This window comes from Lacinutrix sp. (assembly GCF_023299985.1).
Classification (GTDB): domain Bacteria; phylum Bacteroidota; class Bacteroidia; order Flavobacteriales; family Flavobacteriaceae; genus Lacinutrix.
The window spans coordinates 1-19,350 of the sequence record NZ_JALZVX010000128.1 but is presented as its reverse complement, the minus strand read 5'-3'; the positions used below and the strand labels follow the sequence as shown (position 1 = coordinate 19,350).

At 30.4% G+C, this 19,350-nt stretch carries 14 protein-coding genes; 5 read left to right on the top strand and 9 right to left on the bottom strand.

Annotation, left to right across the window (positions count from 1 at the left end; genetic code table 11):
- Positions 1-149 precede the first annotated feature (149 nt).
- The 6 genes from Q0C58_RS06905 to thrA form a co-directional block, all read right to left on the bottom strand.
- On the bottom strand, positions 150-329 hold the full coding sequence (locus tag Q0C58_RS06905; protein ID WP_290699185.1) for a hypothetical protein: 180 nt from the start codon (positions 327-329) through the stop codon (positions 150-152).
- A gap of 786 nt (positions 330-1,115) precedes the next feature.
- A complete protein-coding gene (locus tag Q0C58_RS06900; protein ID WP_290699183.1) occupies positions 1,116-1,418 on the bottom strand; it encodes a UPF0158 family protein in 303 nt (100 codons plus the stop codon).
- A gap of 109 nt (positions 1,419-1,527) precedes the next feature.
- Positions 1,528-1,872 carry a DUF3024 domain-containing protein gene (locus Q0C58_RS06895; protein WP_290699181.1) on the bottom strand — a complete coding sequence of 115 codons (345 nt, stop codon included), beginning with the start codon at positions 1,870-1,872 and terminating at the stop codon, positions 1,528-1,530.
- A gap of 190 nt (positions 1,873-2,062) precedes the next feature.
- A complete protein-coding gene (gene thrC / locus Q0C58_RS06890; RefSeq protein ID WP_290699179.1) occupies positions 2,063-3,355 on the bottom strand; it encodes a threonine synthase in 1,293 nt (430 codons plus the stop codon).
- A 199-nt stretch (positions 3,356-3,554) separates the two neighbouring features.
- Positions 3,555-4,481, bottom strand: coding sequence for a homoserine kinase (locus tag Q0C58_RS06885; RefSeq protein ID WP_290699189.1), 927 nt, complete (start codon positions 4,479-4,481; stop codon positions 3,555-3,557).
- Between the two features lie 117 nt (positions 4,482-4,598).
- Positions 4,599-7,043, bottom strand: a complete 2,445-nt coding sequence (gene thrA / locus Q0C58_RS06880; protein ID WP_290699177.1) for a bifunctional aspartate kinase/homoserine dehydrogenase I — start codon at positions 7,041-7,043, stop codon at positions 4,599-4,601.
- A 183-nt stretch (positions 7,044-7,226) separates the two neighbouring features.
- On the opposite strand from thrA, the gene Q0C58_RS06875 reads away from it, so the two are divergent.
- A complete protein-coding gene (locus Q0C58_RS06875) occupies positions 7,227-8,810 on the top strand; it encodes an NAD(P)H-hydrate dehydratase (RefSeq protein WP_290699175.1) in 1,584 nt (527 codons plus the stop codon).
- Between the two features lie 62 nt (positions 8,811-8,872).
- On the opposite strand, the gene Q0C58_RS06870 is transcribed toward Q0C58_RS06875, so the two are convergent.
- Positions 8,873-9,931 carry a TlpA disulfide reductase family protein gene (locus Q0C58_RS06870; protein WP_290699173.1) on the bottom strand — a complete coding sequence of 353 codons (1,059 nt, stop codon included), beginning with the start codon at positions 9,929-9,931 and terminating at the stop codon, positions 8,873-8,875.
- Positions 9,932-10,055: 124 nt separating this feature from the next.
- On the opposite strand from Q0C58_RS06870, the gene hutH reads away from it, so the two are divergent.
- The gene (gene hutH, locus Q0C58_RS06865) at positions 10,056-11,582 is read left to right on the top strand and encodes a histidine ammonia-lyase (RefSeq protein ID WP_290699171.1); all 1,527 of its coding nucleotides are present in this window, start codon (positions 10,056-10,058) and stop codon (positions 11,580-11,582) included.
- 19 nt (positions 11,583-11,601) lie between these two features.
- On the opposite strand, the gene Q0C58_RS06860 is transcribed toward hutH, so the two are convergent.
- Both Q0C58_RS06860 and Q0C58_RS06855 read right to left on the bottom strand, forming a co-directional pair.
- Entirely contained in the window at positions 11,602-11,982 is a 381-nt protein-coding gene (locus Q0C58_RS06860; protein ID WP_290699169.1) for a hypothetical protein, read from the bottom strand.
- 269 nt (positions 11,983-12,251) lie between these two features.
- Positions 12,252-14,813 (bottom strand): ATP-dependent Clp protease ATP-binding subunit, encoded by a 2,562-nt coding sequence (locus tag Q0C58_RS06855; RefSeq protein WP_290699187.1) that lies wholly within the window; start codon positions 14,811-14,813, stop codon positions 12,252-12,254.
- Between the two features lie 422 nt (positions 14,814-15,235).
- On the opposite strand from Q0C58_RS06855, the gene gyrA reads away from it, so the two are divergent.
- From gyrA to Q0C58_RS06840, 3 genes are all read left to right on the top strand, one after another.
- Complete coding sequence (gene gyrA / locus Q0C58_RS06850; RefSeq protein ID WP_290699166.1) at positions 15,236-17,785, top strand: DNA gyrase subunit A; 2,550 nt, start codon at positions 15,236-15,238, stop codon at positions 17,783-17,785.
- Positions 17,786-17,840: 55 nt separating this feature from the next.
- Complete coding sequence (locus tag Q0C58_RS06845; RefSeq protein WP_290699164.1) at positions 17,841-19,082, top strand: tetratricopeptide repeat protein; 1,242 nt, start codon at positions 17,841-17,843, stop codon at positions 19,080-19,082.
- 77 nt (positions 19,083-19,159) lie between these two features.
- A partial coding sequence (locus Q0C58_RS06840) for a hypothetical protein (RefSeq protein WP_290699162.1) occupies positions 19,160-19,350 on the top strand: 191 nt, incomplete at its 3' end.

The window sequence follows — 19,350 nt, the reverse complement described above, 5'->3', positions numbered from 1 at the left end:
GCATTAAAGCTCAACTTGTTTTCGGCTCCGTTTTCAAAAAAGTAATCATCATTTGGATTGTTGTTTAGCCAAGCTTCTAGATCTTTGTCTTCGGCAGCATCGCTATTTCCAGATAAATTTCCTGAAGAATTAACAGGAAAAGTTATTTTCTATAATTCTAAATCACCTTTATCTAAAGCTTCGAGTAAATCGGTATCATCATTATCGAGTTCACTATCTAGGTTTATTTCTTCGTTTACTTCTTCTATATTATTTTCTTCGGAACAAGAGAATAAGGCAATAGAAATAAAAGTAATTGCAAATAATTTGTAAAAATTTGTGGTACGCATAATTTTAAAATTTAAGTTAATAATGTTGGTTGTAATAATAAAACGAAGTGGTTTAATGTGTTCTTTAAATACATGCTAAATTGGTTTACCGAACTGGTTAATCAATTGTTTATTTCACAAATACAGTTAAAAAATAAAATAAATTTTTTTTAATAATATTTAATATTAATACCTGTTAATAATAGGTTCTTAATTCAAATTTTTGGTTTGAAATCTTTTTTAGAATGTTTAAGAATATGTTAATAAGTATAGATTTTTTTTTGAGTTTTAGTTACCTACTTGTTTTCTGGAAGTAACCTAATCAAAAACTACATTTAGTAATTAATAGAGTTTGTTCTCAAGAGCTTTTAGTTATTATTTAACGGTATAATATAGATCCATTATTAACACTATGCTTTCTAGTCTCTATTGTTCCATGGTCTAGAGTTTTATAAATAGTGGTTTTTGTTATTTTTAAAATCTAAATTTATCTTCAATATGTTCTAATAATTGAGTTTGATTGCTTTTTGTAGCTAAAATGTAATGTGCATTCTTATTTATAACCTTAGTAATTATTTCTGTTTTACATCTTGTAGATGCTATGTTAGATTAATTGCGAAATCTAAAATTGATTAAACTTTAAAGGAAGAGAAAAATAAAACTATTACTGGTCTCTGGTTTAAAATACGCTACAACAATGGGAAATTAGGTTATGTTTTTAATTAGTATTTAGTTGATATATAGTGAGTTGGTGTTTTGTAATAAAAAAATAAGTTCGAATTTATATACACTATTGTACTCTGGATTTTAGCTTTCTAATTGTATTTTTACTCTTTTTTCCAGTTCATTTTGTTTAAAATCAAACCAGCTTTGTCTAAAATTTGAAAGGTTAATTATATCCTTAAAATTCTGAAAAGGTTTTCTATTCGCTAAAATACTTTCCAATTCTAACTGAAGATTTTTATCAGTTAATATCGCAACAAATCGTTCCATAATTTTAAACGACTCAAAACTCTCCAAACGCTCAAATTTGATAAAATCCACTTTGCTTTGATTTACTTTTTCCAATTCAGCACCAAAAGTATCACGAAAATCATCTTCTTCCATCATTTGGCCAAAATTTGGAATAGTAACTATTTCGCTAGTTCTGATGTTATAGAAACAGTCAAATCCGCAATCCAATTCTTACGCAATTCTTTTAATTATATTTAGTTCAGTATTATCCAAAAAAGCATCCGTGTTTATCTTCCTTAATTATTTCAATCATTTTGTCTAAATAGGTTGATTCTGGAAATGGGTTATAAAGTTCCCACTTTCCGCTCGCACGCATCCAATATAGATTCCATTGTCGTCTTGACTTATAAAATCTAATTTTGGCAAACTCAATATTCTGAATTTCACTTGGATTGTCCCAAAAAGGTCTTATTTCGAATAGTATTATTACTTTTCCGTCATAAGAATAACCAATATCAAGTTGCTTTCTTATTTCTATATCTTCTGGACGTAATGATTCAACAAACTTTCTTATAGTTAATTCATTTATGTTAATCGTGGTGTTCTTCATTCAGTCACAATGTTTTTTTAGCTTGCGCACAACGTATTATATAATATGAAATCGTTTTAATGTTTTATATCATCTGTTAGTATAAATTCAAAGTTCGACTATTTTTTTGAGAAAGTAAAGTTTTGTCATTCCTGTGAATGCAGGAATTTTTAATAGAATCGTAAATAGATTACTGTCTTCGCAATGACGTTTACTTGAACAAGAAACCTTTTAAACCATCATAACTACTAATCTTAGTAGCTACTTTTGTTTTACCCATAACTGCCTGTATTTGTTTAGGCAATACCTGCTTTTCTTTAATAACTTCTTCTACAACATCTAAAAATTTTGTTGGATGTGCAGTTTCTAAAAATACACAATGCGCATTTGGGTTAGTTTTTAAATAGGCTTTGCAACCTAAATAGCCAACAGCACCATGAGGATCTGCAACGTAGTTATAGGTGTCGTAAATTTCTTTTAAAGCAATTTTAGTTTCAGCATCGCTAAAACTATAAGATGATAGGTTGTTTTTTAAAGTATTGAAATTGTTTTTATAGATTTCTTGAATACGTATAAAGTTACTTGGATTCCCAACATCCATGGCATTACTAATGGTTTGCACAGATGGTTTTGGGTTATAATCTTCAGTTTTTAAATAATTTGTCACCACATTATTCTCGTTGTTAGAGGCTATAAAATGCTTGATTGGTAAACCCAATTGTTGTGCCATCATGCCAGCACAAAGGTTACCAAAGTTTCCACTTGGTACAGAAAACACAATCTCTTTATGCATTTTATGTAATTGCTTGTAAGCAAACATAAAGTAAAAGAGTTGTGGTATCCAACGTGCAACGTTTATTGAGTTTGCAGACGTTAATTGCATTTTACTAGTCAATTCTTGATCTAAAAAAGCTTGTTTTACCATGTCTTGGCAATCATCAAAAACACCATCTACTTCTAAAGCTTTAATATTTTGCCCTAAAGTTGTGAGTTGCATTTCTTGTATATCGCTCACTTTTCCGCTAGGATAGAGTATAACCACATTAACACCTTTAACACCTAAAAAACCATTTGCAACAGCTCCTCCTGTATCACCAGAAGTAGCAACTAAAACTGTTACTTCGTTGCTGTTGTCTTTATTAAAATAACCTAAACAACGTGCCATAAATCGTGCACCAACATCTTTAAAAGCCATTGTTGGTCCATGAAATAGCTCTAAAGTAGAAATGTTATCGTTAAGCTTAACAATTGGAAAATCGAAGGACAATGTTTCTTCTACAATTGTTTTTAAAATTGATTTTGGAATATCTGGACTTACAAATTGTTCTATTGCTTTGTAAGCAATTTCAGAATAGCTTAGATTATCTATATTATCAAAAAAGAATTGTGGTAGAGGTGTTATAGTTTCTGGGAAATATAAACCTCTATCTGGAGCGAGTCCTTTAATTACAGCATTTTTAAATGTTGTATTTGGTGCTTTATGGTTGAGTGAGTAGTAGTTCATTTTATTTTTATTTTCTAACTACCTGTCATTGCAAGAACGAACGACATGGCAATCTATTTTTTATTATGGTACTTCGACAAGCTCAATGTGACATTAGTTTTCAAATTTGTCATTTTAACTAAAATTAATTATTTAGTTACAAAAGACAATTGTTATCTATAATGTCAGTCTAAATTTGTCGAAGACTTTTCTTGTTTTCTTAATTTAATATTTTTATTCCTTGAGTGTTAATCTTAGAAACATAGGTATTGAAATTAATATCTGTTTTAGAATACACGTTTTTCATAGCCTCAGCAACAGATTCAGCCGTTTTTTTTCCTTTTGATAATGCAAAAATAGAAGGTCCAGAACCAGAAATACCAACACCTAATGCGCCAGTTTTTAAACTTTCGGTTTTAACAGCATTAAAATGCGGAATCAATTTACTTCTATATGGTTCTACAATAACATCGTTAAGCGATTGGCCTAACAAGTTATAATCATTGGTATGCATTGCATGAACTAAGCTACCAACATTTGCCCATTGTGTTATAGCATTTTTTAAAGGGATCTCTTTTGGTAAAATAGCTCGAGATTCAGACGTTTTTATTTCTATTTCTGGATGGATTATAGTAGCATATAATTCGAATGGTGTTGGGATTTCTAAAATTTGTAAAGGAGAAAGTGATTTTACTAAAGTAAAACCTCCAAAAAGAACAGGAGCGAGGTTGTCTGCGTGTTCACTACCACTTGCTAATGCTTCACCTTTCATGGCGAAAGCGGTTAATTGTGTTGTGTTGTATGGCTTTCCTAATAACTCGTTTATTGCCCAAACACTTCCTGCTGCACTTGCAGAACTGCTTCCAATACCACTTCCAGGTTTAATTTTTTTATAAATTTCTATTTCGAATCCACATTCTGGTTTTGCATCTTTAATTAAAGCCAAAGCAGAAACACCTGCAACATTTAATTCAGCTTCAAAAGGTAAATTGTAACCTTCAATTTTAGTAATACGAATGCCTTTTTCTTCGGTTTTACGTAGTATCATTTCATCTCCAACATTATCTAAGCAAAAACCTAGAACATCAAAACCACAAGACACATTTGCTACAGTTGCAGGAGATAGTATTTTTATTTCGTTATTTATATATGCCACGAATTCACAAATTTTATTAGTTATTATGTGCTTTTAAAATTACATTAATACTTGTTTTTAGACTGAGTAATTACTGATTACAGCAACTGCAAATTGCTTACTAAACTTTTATTTATTTCCTATTTTTATAATATCTGCAAATAATCCTGAAGCAGTTACATCTGCACCAGCACCAGCGCCTTTTACTATTAATGGCTGATCTGGATAACGTTCTGTGTAAAACATAACAATGTTATCTTTTCCTTCTAGATTATAAAATGAATGACCTTCAGGAATCTCGCGTAAACCAACTTTAGCTTTTCCGTTTTTAAATTCGGCAACATATTTTAATTGGCAGTTTTTAGCTTTAGCATCTGCATATAATTTTTGAAAATGTGCTTCTTCTGTTTTAAGAGTTTTATAGAAATCGTCAACAGTATCGCTTTCTAAATTAGCTTGCGTTAAAAAAGAGTCGTTTTCAATAGATTCTATTTCCATTGTGCCTCCATTTTCTCTTGCTAAAATTAATATTTTTCTAGCCACATCAATGCCGCTTAAATCTATTCTAGGATCTGGTTCTGTATAACCTTCAAATTGTGCACGTTTAACGATGTCATGAAAATTTGTACGATCACTAAAATTATTAAAAACAAAATTTAAACTTCCAGACAATACAGCTTGAATACTAGTAACTTTATCTCCAGAAGTTACAAGATTGTTTAGCGTATTAATTATTGGTAATCCTGCACCAACGTTAGTTTCATATAAAAAAGCTGTATTAAATTTAAGAGATAAATCTTGCAATAATTTATAATTACTATAAGTACTTGAACAAGCAATTTTACTACAAGCAACAACTGCAATACTGTTTCTTAAATAGTGTTCGTACATTTTGGAAACAGCATCATTTGCTGTAACATCCACAAAAATGCTATTGCGTAGATTGAGTTCTTTTATTTTATCTAAAAAGCCGTTTAAGCTAGATTTGTCTGCATAATGAAATTTTGATGCCCAATTATCTAGATTAATACCTTCAGAATCGAAAATCATTTTCTTAGAGTTAGCCAAACCAACAATACGTACATCTAGTTTTAAATTCTTTTTTAAATAGTTGTTTTGTTGATGGATTTGATCAATAAGTTTTTCGCCAACATTACCAATTCCAGTTATAAAGACATTTAACTGTTTTACATTATCTTCAAAAAAACGTTCATGTATAGTATTTAAAGCTTTTTTTACATCTTTTTCTGAAATTACAGCAGAGATATTCCTTTCTGAAGCACCTTGAGCAATCGCTCTAATATTTATATTGTTTTTTCCTAAAACACTAAACATTTTACCGCTAATACCTTGATGGTTTTTCATGTTATCGCCAACTAATGCAATGATTGACAGCTTCATTTCTACAATAATTGGATCTATTTTGTGTTTAGAGATCTCATATTCAAAAGCAAGATTAATTGCAGTTTCAGCTTTAATAGCATCGTTTTCTAAAATACCAAAACATATAGTATGTTCGGATGATGCTTGAGTTATTAGTATAATATTAATTTTTTCTTGAGATAAGGTTTCAAATAAGCGTTTAGAAAAGCCTGGAATTCCAATCATTCCATTGCCTTGTAACGTTAAAAGTGCAATGTTGTTAATGTTTGTGATTCCTGTTGCAATAGACGTTTTATTATTATTCTCACTAGATATTATAGTGCCTTTATCTTCAGGTTTTAATGTGTTTTTAATATGGATTGGAATGTTTAAATCTAATACAGGTTGTACTGTTGGAGGATACAAAACTTTGGCTCCAAAATGAGACAATTCCATTGCTTCTTGATAGCTAATACGCTCTACAGGAAAAGCTTGTTTTACCAATTTAGGATTTGCCGTGTACATACCACTTACGTCTGTCCAGATTTCTAGCGTATCTACATTTAAAGCTGCAGAAATGATTGCAGCTGTATAGTCTGATCCACCTCTTCCAAGCGTTGTTATTTCTCCTTGATCTGATTTTGAAATAAATCCAGGAAGTACTGTAATATCTTGAGTTACTTCGCTAAAATAAGTACTAATATTAACATTTGTAGGCTTAAATTTAACTTCTGCATTATTAAAATTAGAATTGGTAACTATAAGTTGTTGTGTGTTTTTTCTAGCCGCATTAAAATTTCTAGACTTTAAAGTTTCGGCTATAATAAAAGAAGATAATAACTCACCATAACTAACTAAGCGATCTGATGTTTGAGGTGATAATTCACTAACAAGAAAAACACCTTCTAATACATTTTTAAGATCCTTTAATTTTTCTTCTAAAGTTTTTTTAATATCATTATTATCATTTGGTATTAGTGCTTCTAAAATTTCAAAATGTTTAGTTTTAATAGCTTCATAATCAGCTTTGTAACTTTTATCATTTAGTTTAGCTAAGTTTCCAGCTTTAAGTAATTTATCTGTAATACCACCAACAGCAGAAACTACGCAAGTTACTTTAGCGTTTTTCGAATAATTTTCTAGTATTGAAATTACTTTATTTATGTTTTTTGAAGAACCTACAGAAGTTCCTCCAAATTTTAATACTTGCATTAGTGTTGATTTATTATTTATATAAATGACACCGAAATGTATTACTTTTACATTAATAACAAAACTTAATTAATGATTTTTAAACAATTCTGTTTTTTAATCACTTTAATTTTATAATTGAAGGATTATATACTCTAGAATTAAGGAATTATTAAAGACTTTATAATAATAGTATAATTAAAGATGAAAATATTCTCGAAAGAACAAATTTACGCTGGAGTTTTACAAACTCAAAAGCGTCAAGAAATAGCCTCTACCGAATTAATGGAACGTGCAGGAACTCAAATTTTTAATTGGTTACACATGCGCATGCAAGGTGCTCAAGTACCAATTCATGTGTTTTGTGGTATTGGCAATAATGGAGGAGATGGTTTAGTGGTAGCAAGACATTTAATTACACATGGTTATAATGTTAGTACGTATGTAATAAATTGTAGCGATAAGCGTTCTAAAGATTTTTTAATTAATTACGATCGTATTAAGAATGTTACAAAGAACTGGCCAACATTATTAAGTTGTAAAGAAGATTTTAGCGCTATACTTATAGATCAAAAAGACATTATAGTTGATGCTGTTTTTGGAATAGGATTAAATAGACCAATTGATGATTGGATTAAAGGATTGTTTAATCACTTTAGAACTTCTAAAGCTTATACACTTTCTATAGATATTCCATCTGGTTTACATACTGATAAAGCCGTAGAAGATCCGGATGCTGTTGTTAATGCTGGTTATACACTTAGTTTTCAAACACCTAAGTTAGTTTTCTTTTTACCTGAGACAGCAAAATATTCTATACAATGGGAAGTTTTAGATATTGGTATAGATCCAGAATATTTATTTGCCACACCAACTGAAGCCGATTTAATTGGTAAAAATGAAGTACTACCTATTTATAAACCTCGTGAAAAATACAGCCATAAAGGCACTTTTGGACATAGCTTAATTATAGGAGGAAGTTATGGTAAAATTGGAGCAGTAACACTAGCAAGTAAAGCTGCGCTTAGAGTAGGAGCAGGAAAAATTACAGCCTTTATACCAAAATGTGGTTACATACCATTGCAAACTGCATTTCCTGAAGCTATGGTTATTACAGATGTAAATGATGAAAAAATAACCAAAATAGATTTTAATATAGAACCAACAGTTACTGGTATTGGAGTTGGTATAGGAACAGACACAAAAACAGTAGCTGCTTTCGAAGCGTTTTTAAAAGCTAATAAAACACCATTAGTTATTGATGCAGATGGTATTAACATATTAGCTAAAAAGAAAGCATTATTAAAGCTAATGCCAGAATTGACGGTTTTAACACCACATCCAAAAGAATTAGAAAGATTAGTTGGAAAATGGACAAATGATTTTGATAAACTAAAGAAAACAAAAGCATTTGCTAAAAAGTATAAAGTAATTGTGGTAATTAAAGGTGCAAATACTATTACTGTTTTCGACGATAAATTATATATTAATGCTACAGGAAATCCAGGACTAGCTACTGCAGGAACTGGAGATGTTTTAACAGGAATGGTTACTGGTTTAATTTCCCAAGGTTACCATCCTTTACAAGCAACGCTTTTTGGTGTGTATTTACATGGTAAAAGTGCAGATATTTTAATAGAGAAATTTGGCTACCAAAGTATTATAGCTAGTGATGTTATAGAGGGTATTAGTTTAGCCTATTTAGACTTGTTTAAACAACCAGAGCAGCCTCAAGTTGAAAATGTAGACGATACAGAACAACAAAGTAAAAAGAACACAAGAAAATAAGGACATAAAAAAAACCGAGATGAAAATCTCGGTTTTTTTATGAATAATCTATTTGCTTAAAATTATATATTTTCTAAGCCATTTAAAACTGTTCTTAATTTAGAGCTAGAAGGTCTTGGCGCATCTGCATTAATAACATTTCCAGCTGGATCTATTAAAATAAAACGCGGAATTCCATTTACTTTATAACCTTGAACAAAACTAGATCTAAAACCATTATCTGCAAATAATTGCATACCTCCAAGATCTCTATCTGCTATCATTTTTTTCCAACCTTCATGAGCTAATTTTGCAGCCTCTTCTTTAGTTTCTGCTTTGTAACCACGACCATTATCTACAGAGATACTTACAAACTCTATGTTTTTACCATGAAATTCTTTTTCAACTTCTTTAAGAGAAGGAATTTCTCTAATACAAGGTCCACACCATGTTGCCCATAAATCTATGTACACATATTTTCCTCTTAAATCTGCTAAAGATGTTTTTCCACCTTTTATGTTTTCATAGTTAGCAAAATCTGGAGAAGGTTTTCCTACAAAAGAGGTAAACTGTGAAGCTCTTGCTTGTTGTTGTTTATAAGCTTGAGTAATACCAGGTATAAATTGTGTAATCTGCATTTTCTCGTTAGCTAAAAGCAAAGAATCTAAATCTTTAGAATTTGTTTCTAAAAAAGTATTCATTTCTTTTTCAAGTTCCACAACTCTAGCATTAAAATTTGCTTCCTCAAGATCAAAAATACTTGGTGCAATTAAGTTTTCTTGCATCATTGCTTTTTCAACTAAATAGTTGTTAGATTCAGAACCACTACCAGAGAATTTTAAAGTTTTATTAAATTCTTTAGTATCTAACGTTAGTTTTAAATCATAACCATTTTTTAAATAGATGTTGGTGCTTTCATTTCCATCATAAAAATTAAACATACCAGTCTCTACTTTTAATGTATCTTTAAAAGTACCATCTTTATTTACTTTAAAGGTTTTAGAAGTAGTACGTGTTCTTAATACTACAGAATCACTACTTTGGTTTTCAATTTTTCCAGAAAATGTAACATAATCTTTTGGAGCTTCTTGCTTACAAGCAACAATTGCTAAAACAGATAAGCACAATAATAATTTTTTCATTTTATTTAATTATTTATAAGTTTTTTCAAAAGTAGTAGATTAGTTAGAGAATTTCATAAATTATTAATATAATTTGCATAGTAATTTGCATTTACTCATTTTTGATGGACTTTAACAAACTATAATGAATAACATACACCATATATCTTCAAAAAAACTAGACATTGTAACCATTTACAATATTTTTAAAGACAAGAAAAAGCTAAAATTATCTAAAGAATCGGCACAAAAAATTAAAACGTGTAAAGCTTATTTAAATAAAAAATTAGATGAAGCCGAAAAACCTTTTTATGGTATTAATACTGGTTTTGGTTCATTATACAATGTAGAAATTTCTAAAAACGACTTAACAAAACTGCAAGAAAACTTAGTAATGTCTCATGCTTGTGGTACAGGAGAACGTGTTCCAGAGTCTATAGTAAAAGTAATGTTACTTTTAAAAATACAGTCTTTAAGTTATGGACATAGTGGTGTACAAATAGAAACGGTAAATAGATTAATAGACTTTTTTAATAATGATGTATTTCCTTTTGTATTTACACAAGGCTCTTTAGGTGCTTCTGGAGATTTAGCACCTTTAGCACATTTAGCATTACCATTAATTGGTAAAGGAAAGGTAGTACACGATAAAAAAGAATTTACAGCAAGCGAGATACTTAAAAAGTTTAATTGGAAACCAATAGAATTAGAAGCTAAAGAAGGTCTAGCGCTACTAAACGGAACACAGTTTATGAGTGCTTACGGTGTATATTTATTACTAATGTCTCATAAAACATCTTATTTGGCAGATGTTATTGCTTGTATTTCATTAGATGCTTTTGATGGTAGAGTAGAGCCTTTTAACGATTTAATACACCAAGTGCGTCCACATCCTGGACAATTAAAAGTTGCACGACGTTTTAACGAGTTTTTAAAAGGAAGCGAATTAATTACCCGAGAAAAAGAACACGTACAAGATCCTTATTCTTTTAGATGTATTCCTCAAGTACATGGTGCAACAAAGGATACTTTAGATTTTGTTGAGAAAACTATTTTAACCGAAATAAACTCGGTTACAGATAATCCAAATATTTTTCCTGAGGAAGATTTAATTATTTCTGGCGGAAATTTTCATGGGCAACCATTAGCTTTAGCATTAGACTATTTAAAAATTGCTATGGCAGAAATTGGTAATATTTCTGAACGTCGTGTATTTCAATTAGTATCAGGTTTAAGAGGGTTGCCAGCATTTTTGGTAGACAATCCAGGATTGAATTCTGGTTTTATGATTCCGCAATACACTGCAGCAAGTATTGTAAGCGCAAACAAACAATTGGCAACACCTGCAAGTGTAGATAGTATTGTATCTAGTAACGGACAAGAAGACCACGTTAGTATGGGAGCAAATGCTGCTACACAAGCCTATAGATTAATTAAAAATGTAGAACGTGTTATTGCAATTGAGTTGATGAATGCAAGTCAAGCAATCGCGTTTAGAAATCCACTAAAAACGTCTCCATTTTTAGAATCTTTTTTAGAGCTTTATAGAAAAGAAGTATCCTTTGTTAAAAAAGATCGCGTATTACATGACGATATTGAAGCTTCAATTCAGTTTTTAAGCGATATGGATATTGAGATTGAAGAGTTGTTTTTAAATAATTATGGTGTATAAATCTAGTATTGAAATAGATTTAGCTAGCCAAACTATTAGCTAATCTCTTGTTTCCCCAAAGTTTAGCATCTTTAATACTATTAAAATATTCAAACTTGTTCTTATAAAATAAACTTTCAACTTCAACACTCTTACTAGTGTTGTTTTCGTGGATTACAATACCAAATCCTTTTATGTTTTTAACTTTTATTAAACTACTGTATAATGTTGGATCTACAGAATAAGAATTAACTCTATTAGTTATATAAATGGTAGGTTTATCTCCTAAGCTGTTAAATACAGCCAGGATTATTTCTTCACTCATATCTAAAGTTAAGTGAATACCTTCATTTATGGTAGCTATTACTATTTGGTTATTTATTTCTAGGTTACAAAATGGGAGTGTGATTATTTGGCGCATTTTCAAGTAGGTTTAATAATTTTTTAAAATTATAAAAACATTTTTTAAAAAAACATTTTCACTCAAATTATAGAGTGTTTTATCTACAAAATACCAAATTATCTGTTTATCTGTTTAGTTTTTAATTAACGAATAGTATTTTATTTTAAAAATTAATAATAGAAATTATAAAATGATAAAGCTCAAGAATATTAATATTCTCGAGCTTTATTAAATACATTTAATTCTAATTAATTATATATTAATTAAGAATTAATATCGTGTTGGTTTTAAGATTCCGTAGGCTTTTCAGCTTTTTCAATCTTAATAATTATGTCGTCTGTTTCAGAATCTAAATCCATAATTATTTTATCACCTTCAGAAACTTTAGAAGTAATAATCTCTTCAGCTAAAGCATCTTCAACATACTTTTGTATAGCACGTTTTAATGGTCTTGCACCATATTGCTTATCGAATCCTTTTTCTGCTATATAATCTTTAGCAGCAGTAGTTAATTCTAATTCGTAACCAAGTCCTTTAATACGTTTTAGAAGTATTTCTAACTCGATATCAATAATTTTATTAATATCATCTTTTTCAAGTGCATTAAAAACTACAACATCGTCTATTCTGTTTAAAAATTCTGGTGCAAAAGATTTTTTTAATGCATTTTGTATTACTGCACGTGCATTAGCATCTTCTTGAGATTTTTGTGAAGCTGTTCCAAATCCAATTCCTGTACCAAAATCTTTAAGTTTACGAGCTCCAATATTAGAAGTCATAATAATAATGGTGTTTCTAAAATCTATTTTACGTCCTAAAGAATCTGTTAAATATCCATCGTCTAAAACTTGTAAAAGCATATTAAAAACATCTGGATGTGCCTTTTCAATTTCATCTAAAAGAATAACAGCGTAAGGTTTACGTCTTACTTTTTCTGTAAGTTGTCCACCTTCTTCGTAACCAACATATCCTGGAGGTGCACCAACTAAACGAGAGATGGCAAATTTCTCCATGTATTCACTCATATCTATTCTAATAAGTGACTCTTCACTGTCAAATAACTCACGAGATAACACTTTAGCTAGTTGTGTTTTACCAACTCCTGTTTGACCTAAAAATATAAATGAACCAATTGGCTTGTTCGGGTCTTTAAGTCCAGCACGATTTCTTTGAATGGCTTTTACAACTTTTGCAACTGCTTCGTCTTGACCAATAACTTTTCCGTTAATAAGATCTGGTAATTCTGCTAGCTTGTTACTTTCTGTTTGTGCAATTCTATTTACAGGAACACCTGTCATCATAGAAACAACATCTGCCACATTATCTTCAGATACTATTTCTTTGTTAAGCTTGGTGTCTTCTTCCCATTTTTCTTGGGCAACTGCTAGCTCTTTTTCTAATCTTTTTTCGTCATCACGTAAACGTGCTGCTTCTTCGTATTTCTGTTTTTTAACAACCGAATTTTTTGTTTCCTTAACTTCTTCAAGCTTTTTCTCTAGCTCAATAATTTGTTTAGGAACATCAATATTAGTAATGTGTACACGAGATCCAGCTTCATCTAAAGCATCAATAGCTTTGTCTGGCAGATAACGTTCTGTCATGTATCTATTAGTAAGTTTTACACATGCTTCAATAGCTTCTGGAGTATATTCAACATTGTGATGTTCTTCGTATTTACCTTTAATGTTATTAAGAATTTCTATAGTTTCTTCAACAGTAGTTGGTTCGACTATTACTTTTTGAAATCTGCGCTCTAGAGCACCATCTTTTTCGATGTACTGTCTGTATTCATCTAAAGTTGTGGCACCAATACATTGTATTTCACCTCTTGCTAAGGCAGGTTTAAACATGTTAGACGCGTCTAAACTTCCTGTTGCTCCACCAGCACCAACGATAGTATGTATTTCGTCTATAAACAAAATAACATCATCGTTTTTTTCAAGCTCGTTCATAACAGCTTTCATGCGCTCTTCAAACTGCCCTCTGTATTTTGTTCCAGCGACTAAACTTGCTAAATCTAAAGTAACTACACGTTTTCCAAAAAGAATACGAGATACTTTACGTTTTACAATTCTATTAGCTAAACCTTCTGCAATGGCACTTTTACCAACTCCAGGTTCACCAATAAGTAATGGGTTGTTCTTTTTTCTACGTGATAAAATTTGAGACACACGCTCAATTTCTTTTTCACGTCCAACCACAGGATCTAATTTTCCTTCTTCTGCCATTGCAGTAAGATCTCTACCAAAATTATCTAAAACTGGTGTTTTAGATTTCTTATTACTCTTTCCTGTTGGTGTATTAAATATATCTTTAGATGCGTTACCATCATCTTCTTTTGAGTTTTCATCTTGAAAAGACTCGGCTTTTGGTTCGCCCAAAGTATCGTTATAATTATCGTCGTTTGTAAGCATAGACTTAAATTGTTCTTTAACATTATCGTAATCCACTTTTAACTTATTTAAAAGTTTGGTTGTGGGATCGTTTTCATTTCTTAAAATACACAATAGTAAATGTGCTGTGTTAATAGAGGTGCTTTGAAACAGTTTTGCTTCTAAAAAAGTGGTTTTTAAAGCACGTTCTGCTTGCCTTGTTAAATGCAAGTTTTTTTTGTCGTTGGAGGTAATGGTAACATTAGGATTTGCTGGACTTAAAATTTCGACTTTACGTCTTAAATGATTTAAGTCTATATCTAGTGCGTTTAGTATATTTATCGCTTTACCATTTCCATCTCTTAGTAAACCAAGCATAAGGTGTTCTGTGCCAATAAAATCGTGACCTAAACGAAGTGCTTCCTCTTTACTGTAAGCAATTACATCCTTTACTCTTGGTGAAAAATTATCATCCATATAGTTTGTTCCTTTCGTCAATAAATTTAGTGAATCATAATATCAATGGCAAAAACTATTCCTTAAATATTATGTTATACCAATCATTATTTAAAATCACTAATAAATAAAATGATTATTTTTTCTTTATACAATGTAAAAAGCAAACCATAACTTAATAAATAGTTTAGTTTTTTACAGCAATAGAAAGGGAATAAGGGCATTTTATTCAGCTATTTCAATCTAGACATGGTATTCTATGCTAATAGACAAAAAAAAGTTTATAAAATCAAAACAATTAACAAGATAGTTATTAACGAAAAAGGGTATTTGAATTGTTAATAAATAGTCTCAAAAATAAGAAGTGAAAGTCTTACTATGACTATTGAAATATTTATATTAGCATGTTTTGAAAATTACCGAATAATATAACATTTATATATATGATAGAAGGAGAGAAAATTATTCCTATTAACATTGAAGATGAAATGAAATCGGCTTACATAGATTATTCTATGTCAGTTATTGTGTCACGTGCTTTACCAGACGTAAGAGATGGTTTAAAACCAGTACATAGACGTGTGCTTTATGGTATGCATGAGCTAGGTGTTAGAGCAAATAGTGCACACAAAAAGTCTGCAAGAATAGTTGGTGAAGTTTTAGGTAAGTATCATCCACATGGTGATACCTCTGTTTACGACGCAATGGTACGTATGGCTCAAGAATGGAGTTTACGTTACATGTTGGTTGATGGACAAGGTAACTTTGGTTCTGTAGATGGTGATAGTCCAGCAGCAATGCGTTATACAGAAGCAAGAATGCGTAAAATATCTGAGGATATGCTTGCAGATATTGATAAAGAAACTGTAGACCATAAATTAAATTTTGATGATACTTTAGAAGAGCCAACAGTACTTCCAACGCGTATTCCAGGTTTATTAGTAAATGGAGCTTCTGGTATAGCAGTAGGTATGGCAACCAATATGCCACCTCATAACTTAACAGAAGTTGTAGATGGAACTATTGCTTACATTGATAATAATGATATAGAAATAGATGAACTAATACAACACGTTAAAGCGCCAGATTTTCCAACAGGAGGAACAATTTATGGTTACGATGGTGTAAAAGAAGCTTTTCATACTGGTCGTGGACGAATTGTCATGCGAGCAAATGCCAACATCGAAGAAGTGCAAGGTAGAGAATGTGTTATTGTAACAGAAATTCCTTACCAAGTGAACAAGGCAGATATGATTAAAAAAACTGCCGATTTAATAAACGATAAGAAATTAGAAGGTATCTCTACCATTAGAGATGAGTCTGACAGAAACGGAATGCGTATTGTTTACGTTTTAAAACGTGATGCAATACCTAATATCGTTTTAAATAAATTATACAAATACACAGCGTTACAATCGTCTTTTAGTGTAAATAATATAGCGCTTGTAAAAGGGCGTCCGCAATTATTGAATTTAAAACAATTAATTCAATATTTTGTTGAACACAGACATGAGGTTGTTGTAAGACGTACAAAATACGAACTACGTAAGGCTGAAGAACGTGCACACATATTAGAAGGTTTAATTATAGCTTCAGATAATATAGATGAAGTAATAAAAATTATTAGAGCATCTTCTAATGGAGATGAAGCACGTAATAATTTAATTGAACGTTTTAAACTGTCCGAAATTCAAGCTAAAGCCATAGTAGAGATGCGTTTGCGTCAATTAACAGGTTTAGAGCAAGATAAACTTCGTAAGGAATTCGAAGAAATCATGAAAACTATTGAAAACTTAAAAGGTATTCTTGGCAGTGAAGAGCAAAGAATGACAATTATTAAGGATGAATTAGTTGTTATTCGTGATAAATATGGAGATGAGCGTCGTTCTGTAATAGAATATGCTGGAGGAGATTTAAGTATTGAAGACATGATTCCAGATGAAAAAGTAGTGATTACTATTTCTCATGCTGGATATATTAAACGTACTTCTCTAACAGAATATAAAACTCAAAATAGAGGAGGCGTTGGACAAAAAGCATCAACTACTCGTAACGAAGATTTCTTAGAACATTTATTTGTTGGTACAAACCACCAATACATGTTGTTTTTCACACAAAAAGGGAAGTGTTTCTGGATGCGTGTTTACGAAATTCCAGAAGGTAGTAAAACATCTAAAGGTCGTGCAATCCAAAACCTTATAAATATTGAGCAAGACGATAAAGTGATGGCTTTTATTTGTACTCAAGATTTAAAAGATGAAGATTATGTAAATAGTCATTACGTAATTATGGCTACTAAAAAAGGACAAGTTAAAAAGACTTCTTTAGAGCAATACTCTAGACCAAGAACTAACGGTATTAATGCCATAACTATTAAAGATGGTGATACCTTATTAGAAGCTAAATTAACAACAGGTGAAAGCCAAGTTATGTTAGCATTAAAATCTGGTAAAGCTATTAGATTCGAAGAAGCTAAAACACGACCAATGGGACGTGGAGCATCTGGAGTTCGTGGTATTCGTTTGCAAGATGAAAAAACCGATGAAGTTATTGGTATGATTGCAGTAGATGATATGGAAAGTAACATATTGGTAGTTTCAGAGAATGGCTATGGTAAGCGTTCTAGTTTAGAAGATTATAGAATTACAAATCGTGGTGGAAAAGGTGTGAAAACAATTTCTGTTACAGAAAAAACTGGTAATTTAGTATCTATAAAAAATGTAACAGATGAAGATGATTTAATGATTATCAATAAATCTGGTGTTGCTATTAGAATGGCAGTTGCTGATTTGCGTGTTATGGGTCGAGCAACACAAGGTGTTAAACTAATAAACTTAAAAGGGAAAGATTCTATTGCAGCAGTTGCAAAAGTAATGCATGAAGAAGATGAAGTGGAATTAGATGAAGATGGAAATGTAATAATCTCCAAAGTATCCAAAAACACTGATGATTCTGAAAATGGCACGACTGTTGCTTCTAGCGAAGAAGAATAAATAATTAATTAAAAATTAATTCTTATTTTTAAGAATATTTTAAAAACAAAAACTAATGAAAAAACAATTAATCCTCTCTCTAGCTTTATTTGTTACTCTTTTTTCTTTTGCACAAAAGAAAGAATTGAAAACCTTAGAAAAAGCTGTTAAAAGCAACAATTTTGCCGAAGCCAAAACTACCGCAAATCAATTAGAATCTATGCTTGGTAGTATGGATGATAAAATGAAGTCTAAGTTTTATTTTAATAGAGCTAAAGCGCTGTATGCAAATGGAACAGGAAATATAGCCGATTTTGATACTGCTATTAGTGATTTATCTAAAGTTGATGAAAAGCATGTTGATAATATAGGTGTTACTATAAATAATATTCAAAATGAATTATTGGTAAAAGCTAATAAATTATATACTGCTGGAAAATATGCGCAAGCTTCTAGTTACTTTTTAATGTTGTATAAGTTAGTTCCAAAAGATGAATCTTATTTGTATTATGCTGCTGTAAGTTCTGTTCAAGCGCAAGATTTTGATTCTGCGTTAAAGCATTATAAACTTTTAAAAGACATTGGTTATACAGGTGTAGTAAAGGAATATTTTGCTATAAACAAGGAAACTGGAGTTGAAGAAATATATGAGAAGTCTACTCGAGATTTGTACGTTAATAGAGCTAAATCTCACATATCACCAGGTGAAAGAATGTCTGAATCTAAAGCAGCAGAGATTGCAAAGCAAATAGCTTTAATTTATGTTAGTCAAGATAAGAATGAAAAAGCTTTAGAAGCTATTAAAGACGCAAGAGCTGCAGACTCTTCAAATTCAGATTTAATTCTTACTGAAGCTAACGTTCAATATAAATTAGGAAACATTAAAGAATACGGAAAACTTATTGAGGAAGCTGTTTCTAATGATCCTAATAATGTAAGTTTACTTTATAATTTAGGAGTTATCTCATTTGATTCTGGAAAACTAGCTGAAGCTAGAGCTTATTATAAAAACGCACTTAAAATAGATACAACTCATTCTAATGCCGCTTTAAATTTATCTACAACCTTTATTAATGAAGGTAATAGTTTAAATGAAAAATTAAATTCTCTAGGTAATAGTGCTGCAGATAATGCTAAGTATGATAAATTAAAAATAGATAAGTCTAACTTATTTAAATCTGGAGCTGAAGTTCTAGAAACTTTTATATCAAATAATCCTAAAGCTAATTCCGATATTGGTCAGCAGCTTTATAATATTTATATCGCTCTAGGTAGTACCGAAAAAGCCAACGCAATAAAAACAAAGTTTGGTTTATAATTATAAAAAAAAATCAATTTTAATAAAAAAACCACTTCCTCTAGTGGTTTTTTTTGGTTAATAATTTTATGTTTACTATGCTAAAACAGTCATTACTTATAATTTTATTTGTTTTATTATGCAGTTTTTCTTTCTCTCAAGACAAAGAAAATGACTTATTATTAGAAGCAAATGCATTTTATACAAATGGAGAGTATCTTAAAGCAGCTATAACATTTAATAATTTATATGAAATAAATAATAATAATAATAATAATAATAATAATAA

What these genes read in the sequence shown, in the direction of transcription:
- thrA (WP_290699177.1), bottom strand. Translation starts at nt 7,043, where the DNA reads ATGCAAGTATTAAAATTTGGAGGAACTTCTGTAGGTTCTTCAAAAAAC.
- thrC (WP_290699179.1), bottom strand. Translation starts at nt 3,355, where the DNA reads ATGAACTACTACTCACTCAACCATAAAGCACCAAATACAACATTTAAA.
- Q0C58_RS06860 (WP_290699169.1), bottom strand. Translation starts at nt 11,982, where the DNA reads ATGCGCCAAATAATCACACTCCCATTTTGTAACCTAGAAATAAATAAC.
- Q0C58_RS06900 (WP_290699183.1), bottom strand. Translation starts at nt 1,418, where the DNA reads ATGATGGAAGAAGATGATTTTCGTGATACTTTTGGTGCTGAATTGGAA.
- hutH (WP_290699171.1), top strand. Translation starts at nt 10,056, where the DNA reads ATGAATAACATACACCATATATCTTCAAAAAAACTAGACATTGTAACC.
- Q0C58_RS06845 (WP_290699164.1), top strand. Translation starts at nt 17,841, where the DNA reads ATGAAAAAACAATTAATCCTCTCTCTAGCTTTATTTGTTACTCTTTTT.
- Q0C58_RS06905 (WP_290699185.1), bottom strand. Translation starts at nt 329, where the DNA reads ATGCGTACCACAAATTTTTACAAATTATTTGCAATTACTTTTATTTCT.
- Q0C58_RS06875 (WP_290699175.1), top strand. Translation starts at nt 7,227, where the DNA reads ATGAAAATATTCTCGAAAGAACAAATTTACGCTGGAGTTTTACAAACT.
- gyrA (WP_290699166.1), top strand. Translation starts at nt 15,236, where the DNA reads ATGATAGAAGGAGAGAAAATTATTCCTATTAACATTGAAGATGAAATG.
- Q0C58_RS06855 (WP_290699187.1), bottom strand. Translation starts at nt 14,813, where the DNA reads ATGGATGATAATTTTTCACCAAGAGTAAAGGATGTAATTGCTTACAGT.
- Q0C58_RS06870 (WP_290699173.1), bottom strand. Translation starts at nt 9,931, where the DNA reads ATGAAAAAATTATTATTGTGCTTATCTGTTTTAGCAATTGTTGCTTGT.
- Q0C58_RS06895 (WP_290699181.1), bottom strand. Translation starts at nt 1,872, where the DNA reads ATGAAGAACACCACGATTAACATAAATGAATTAACTATAAGAAAGTTT.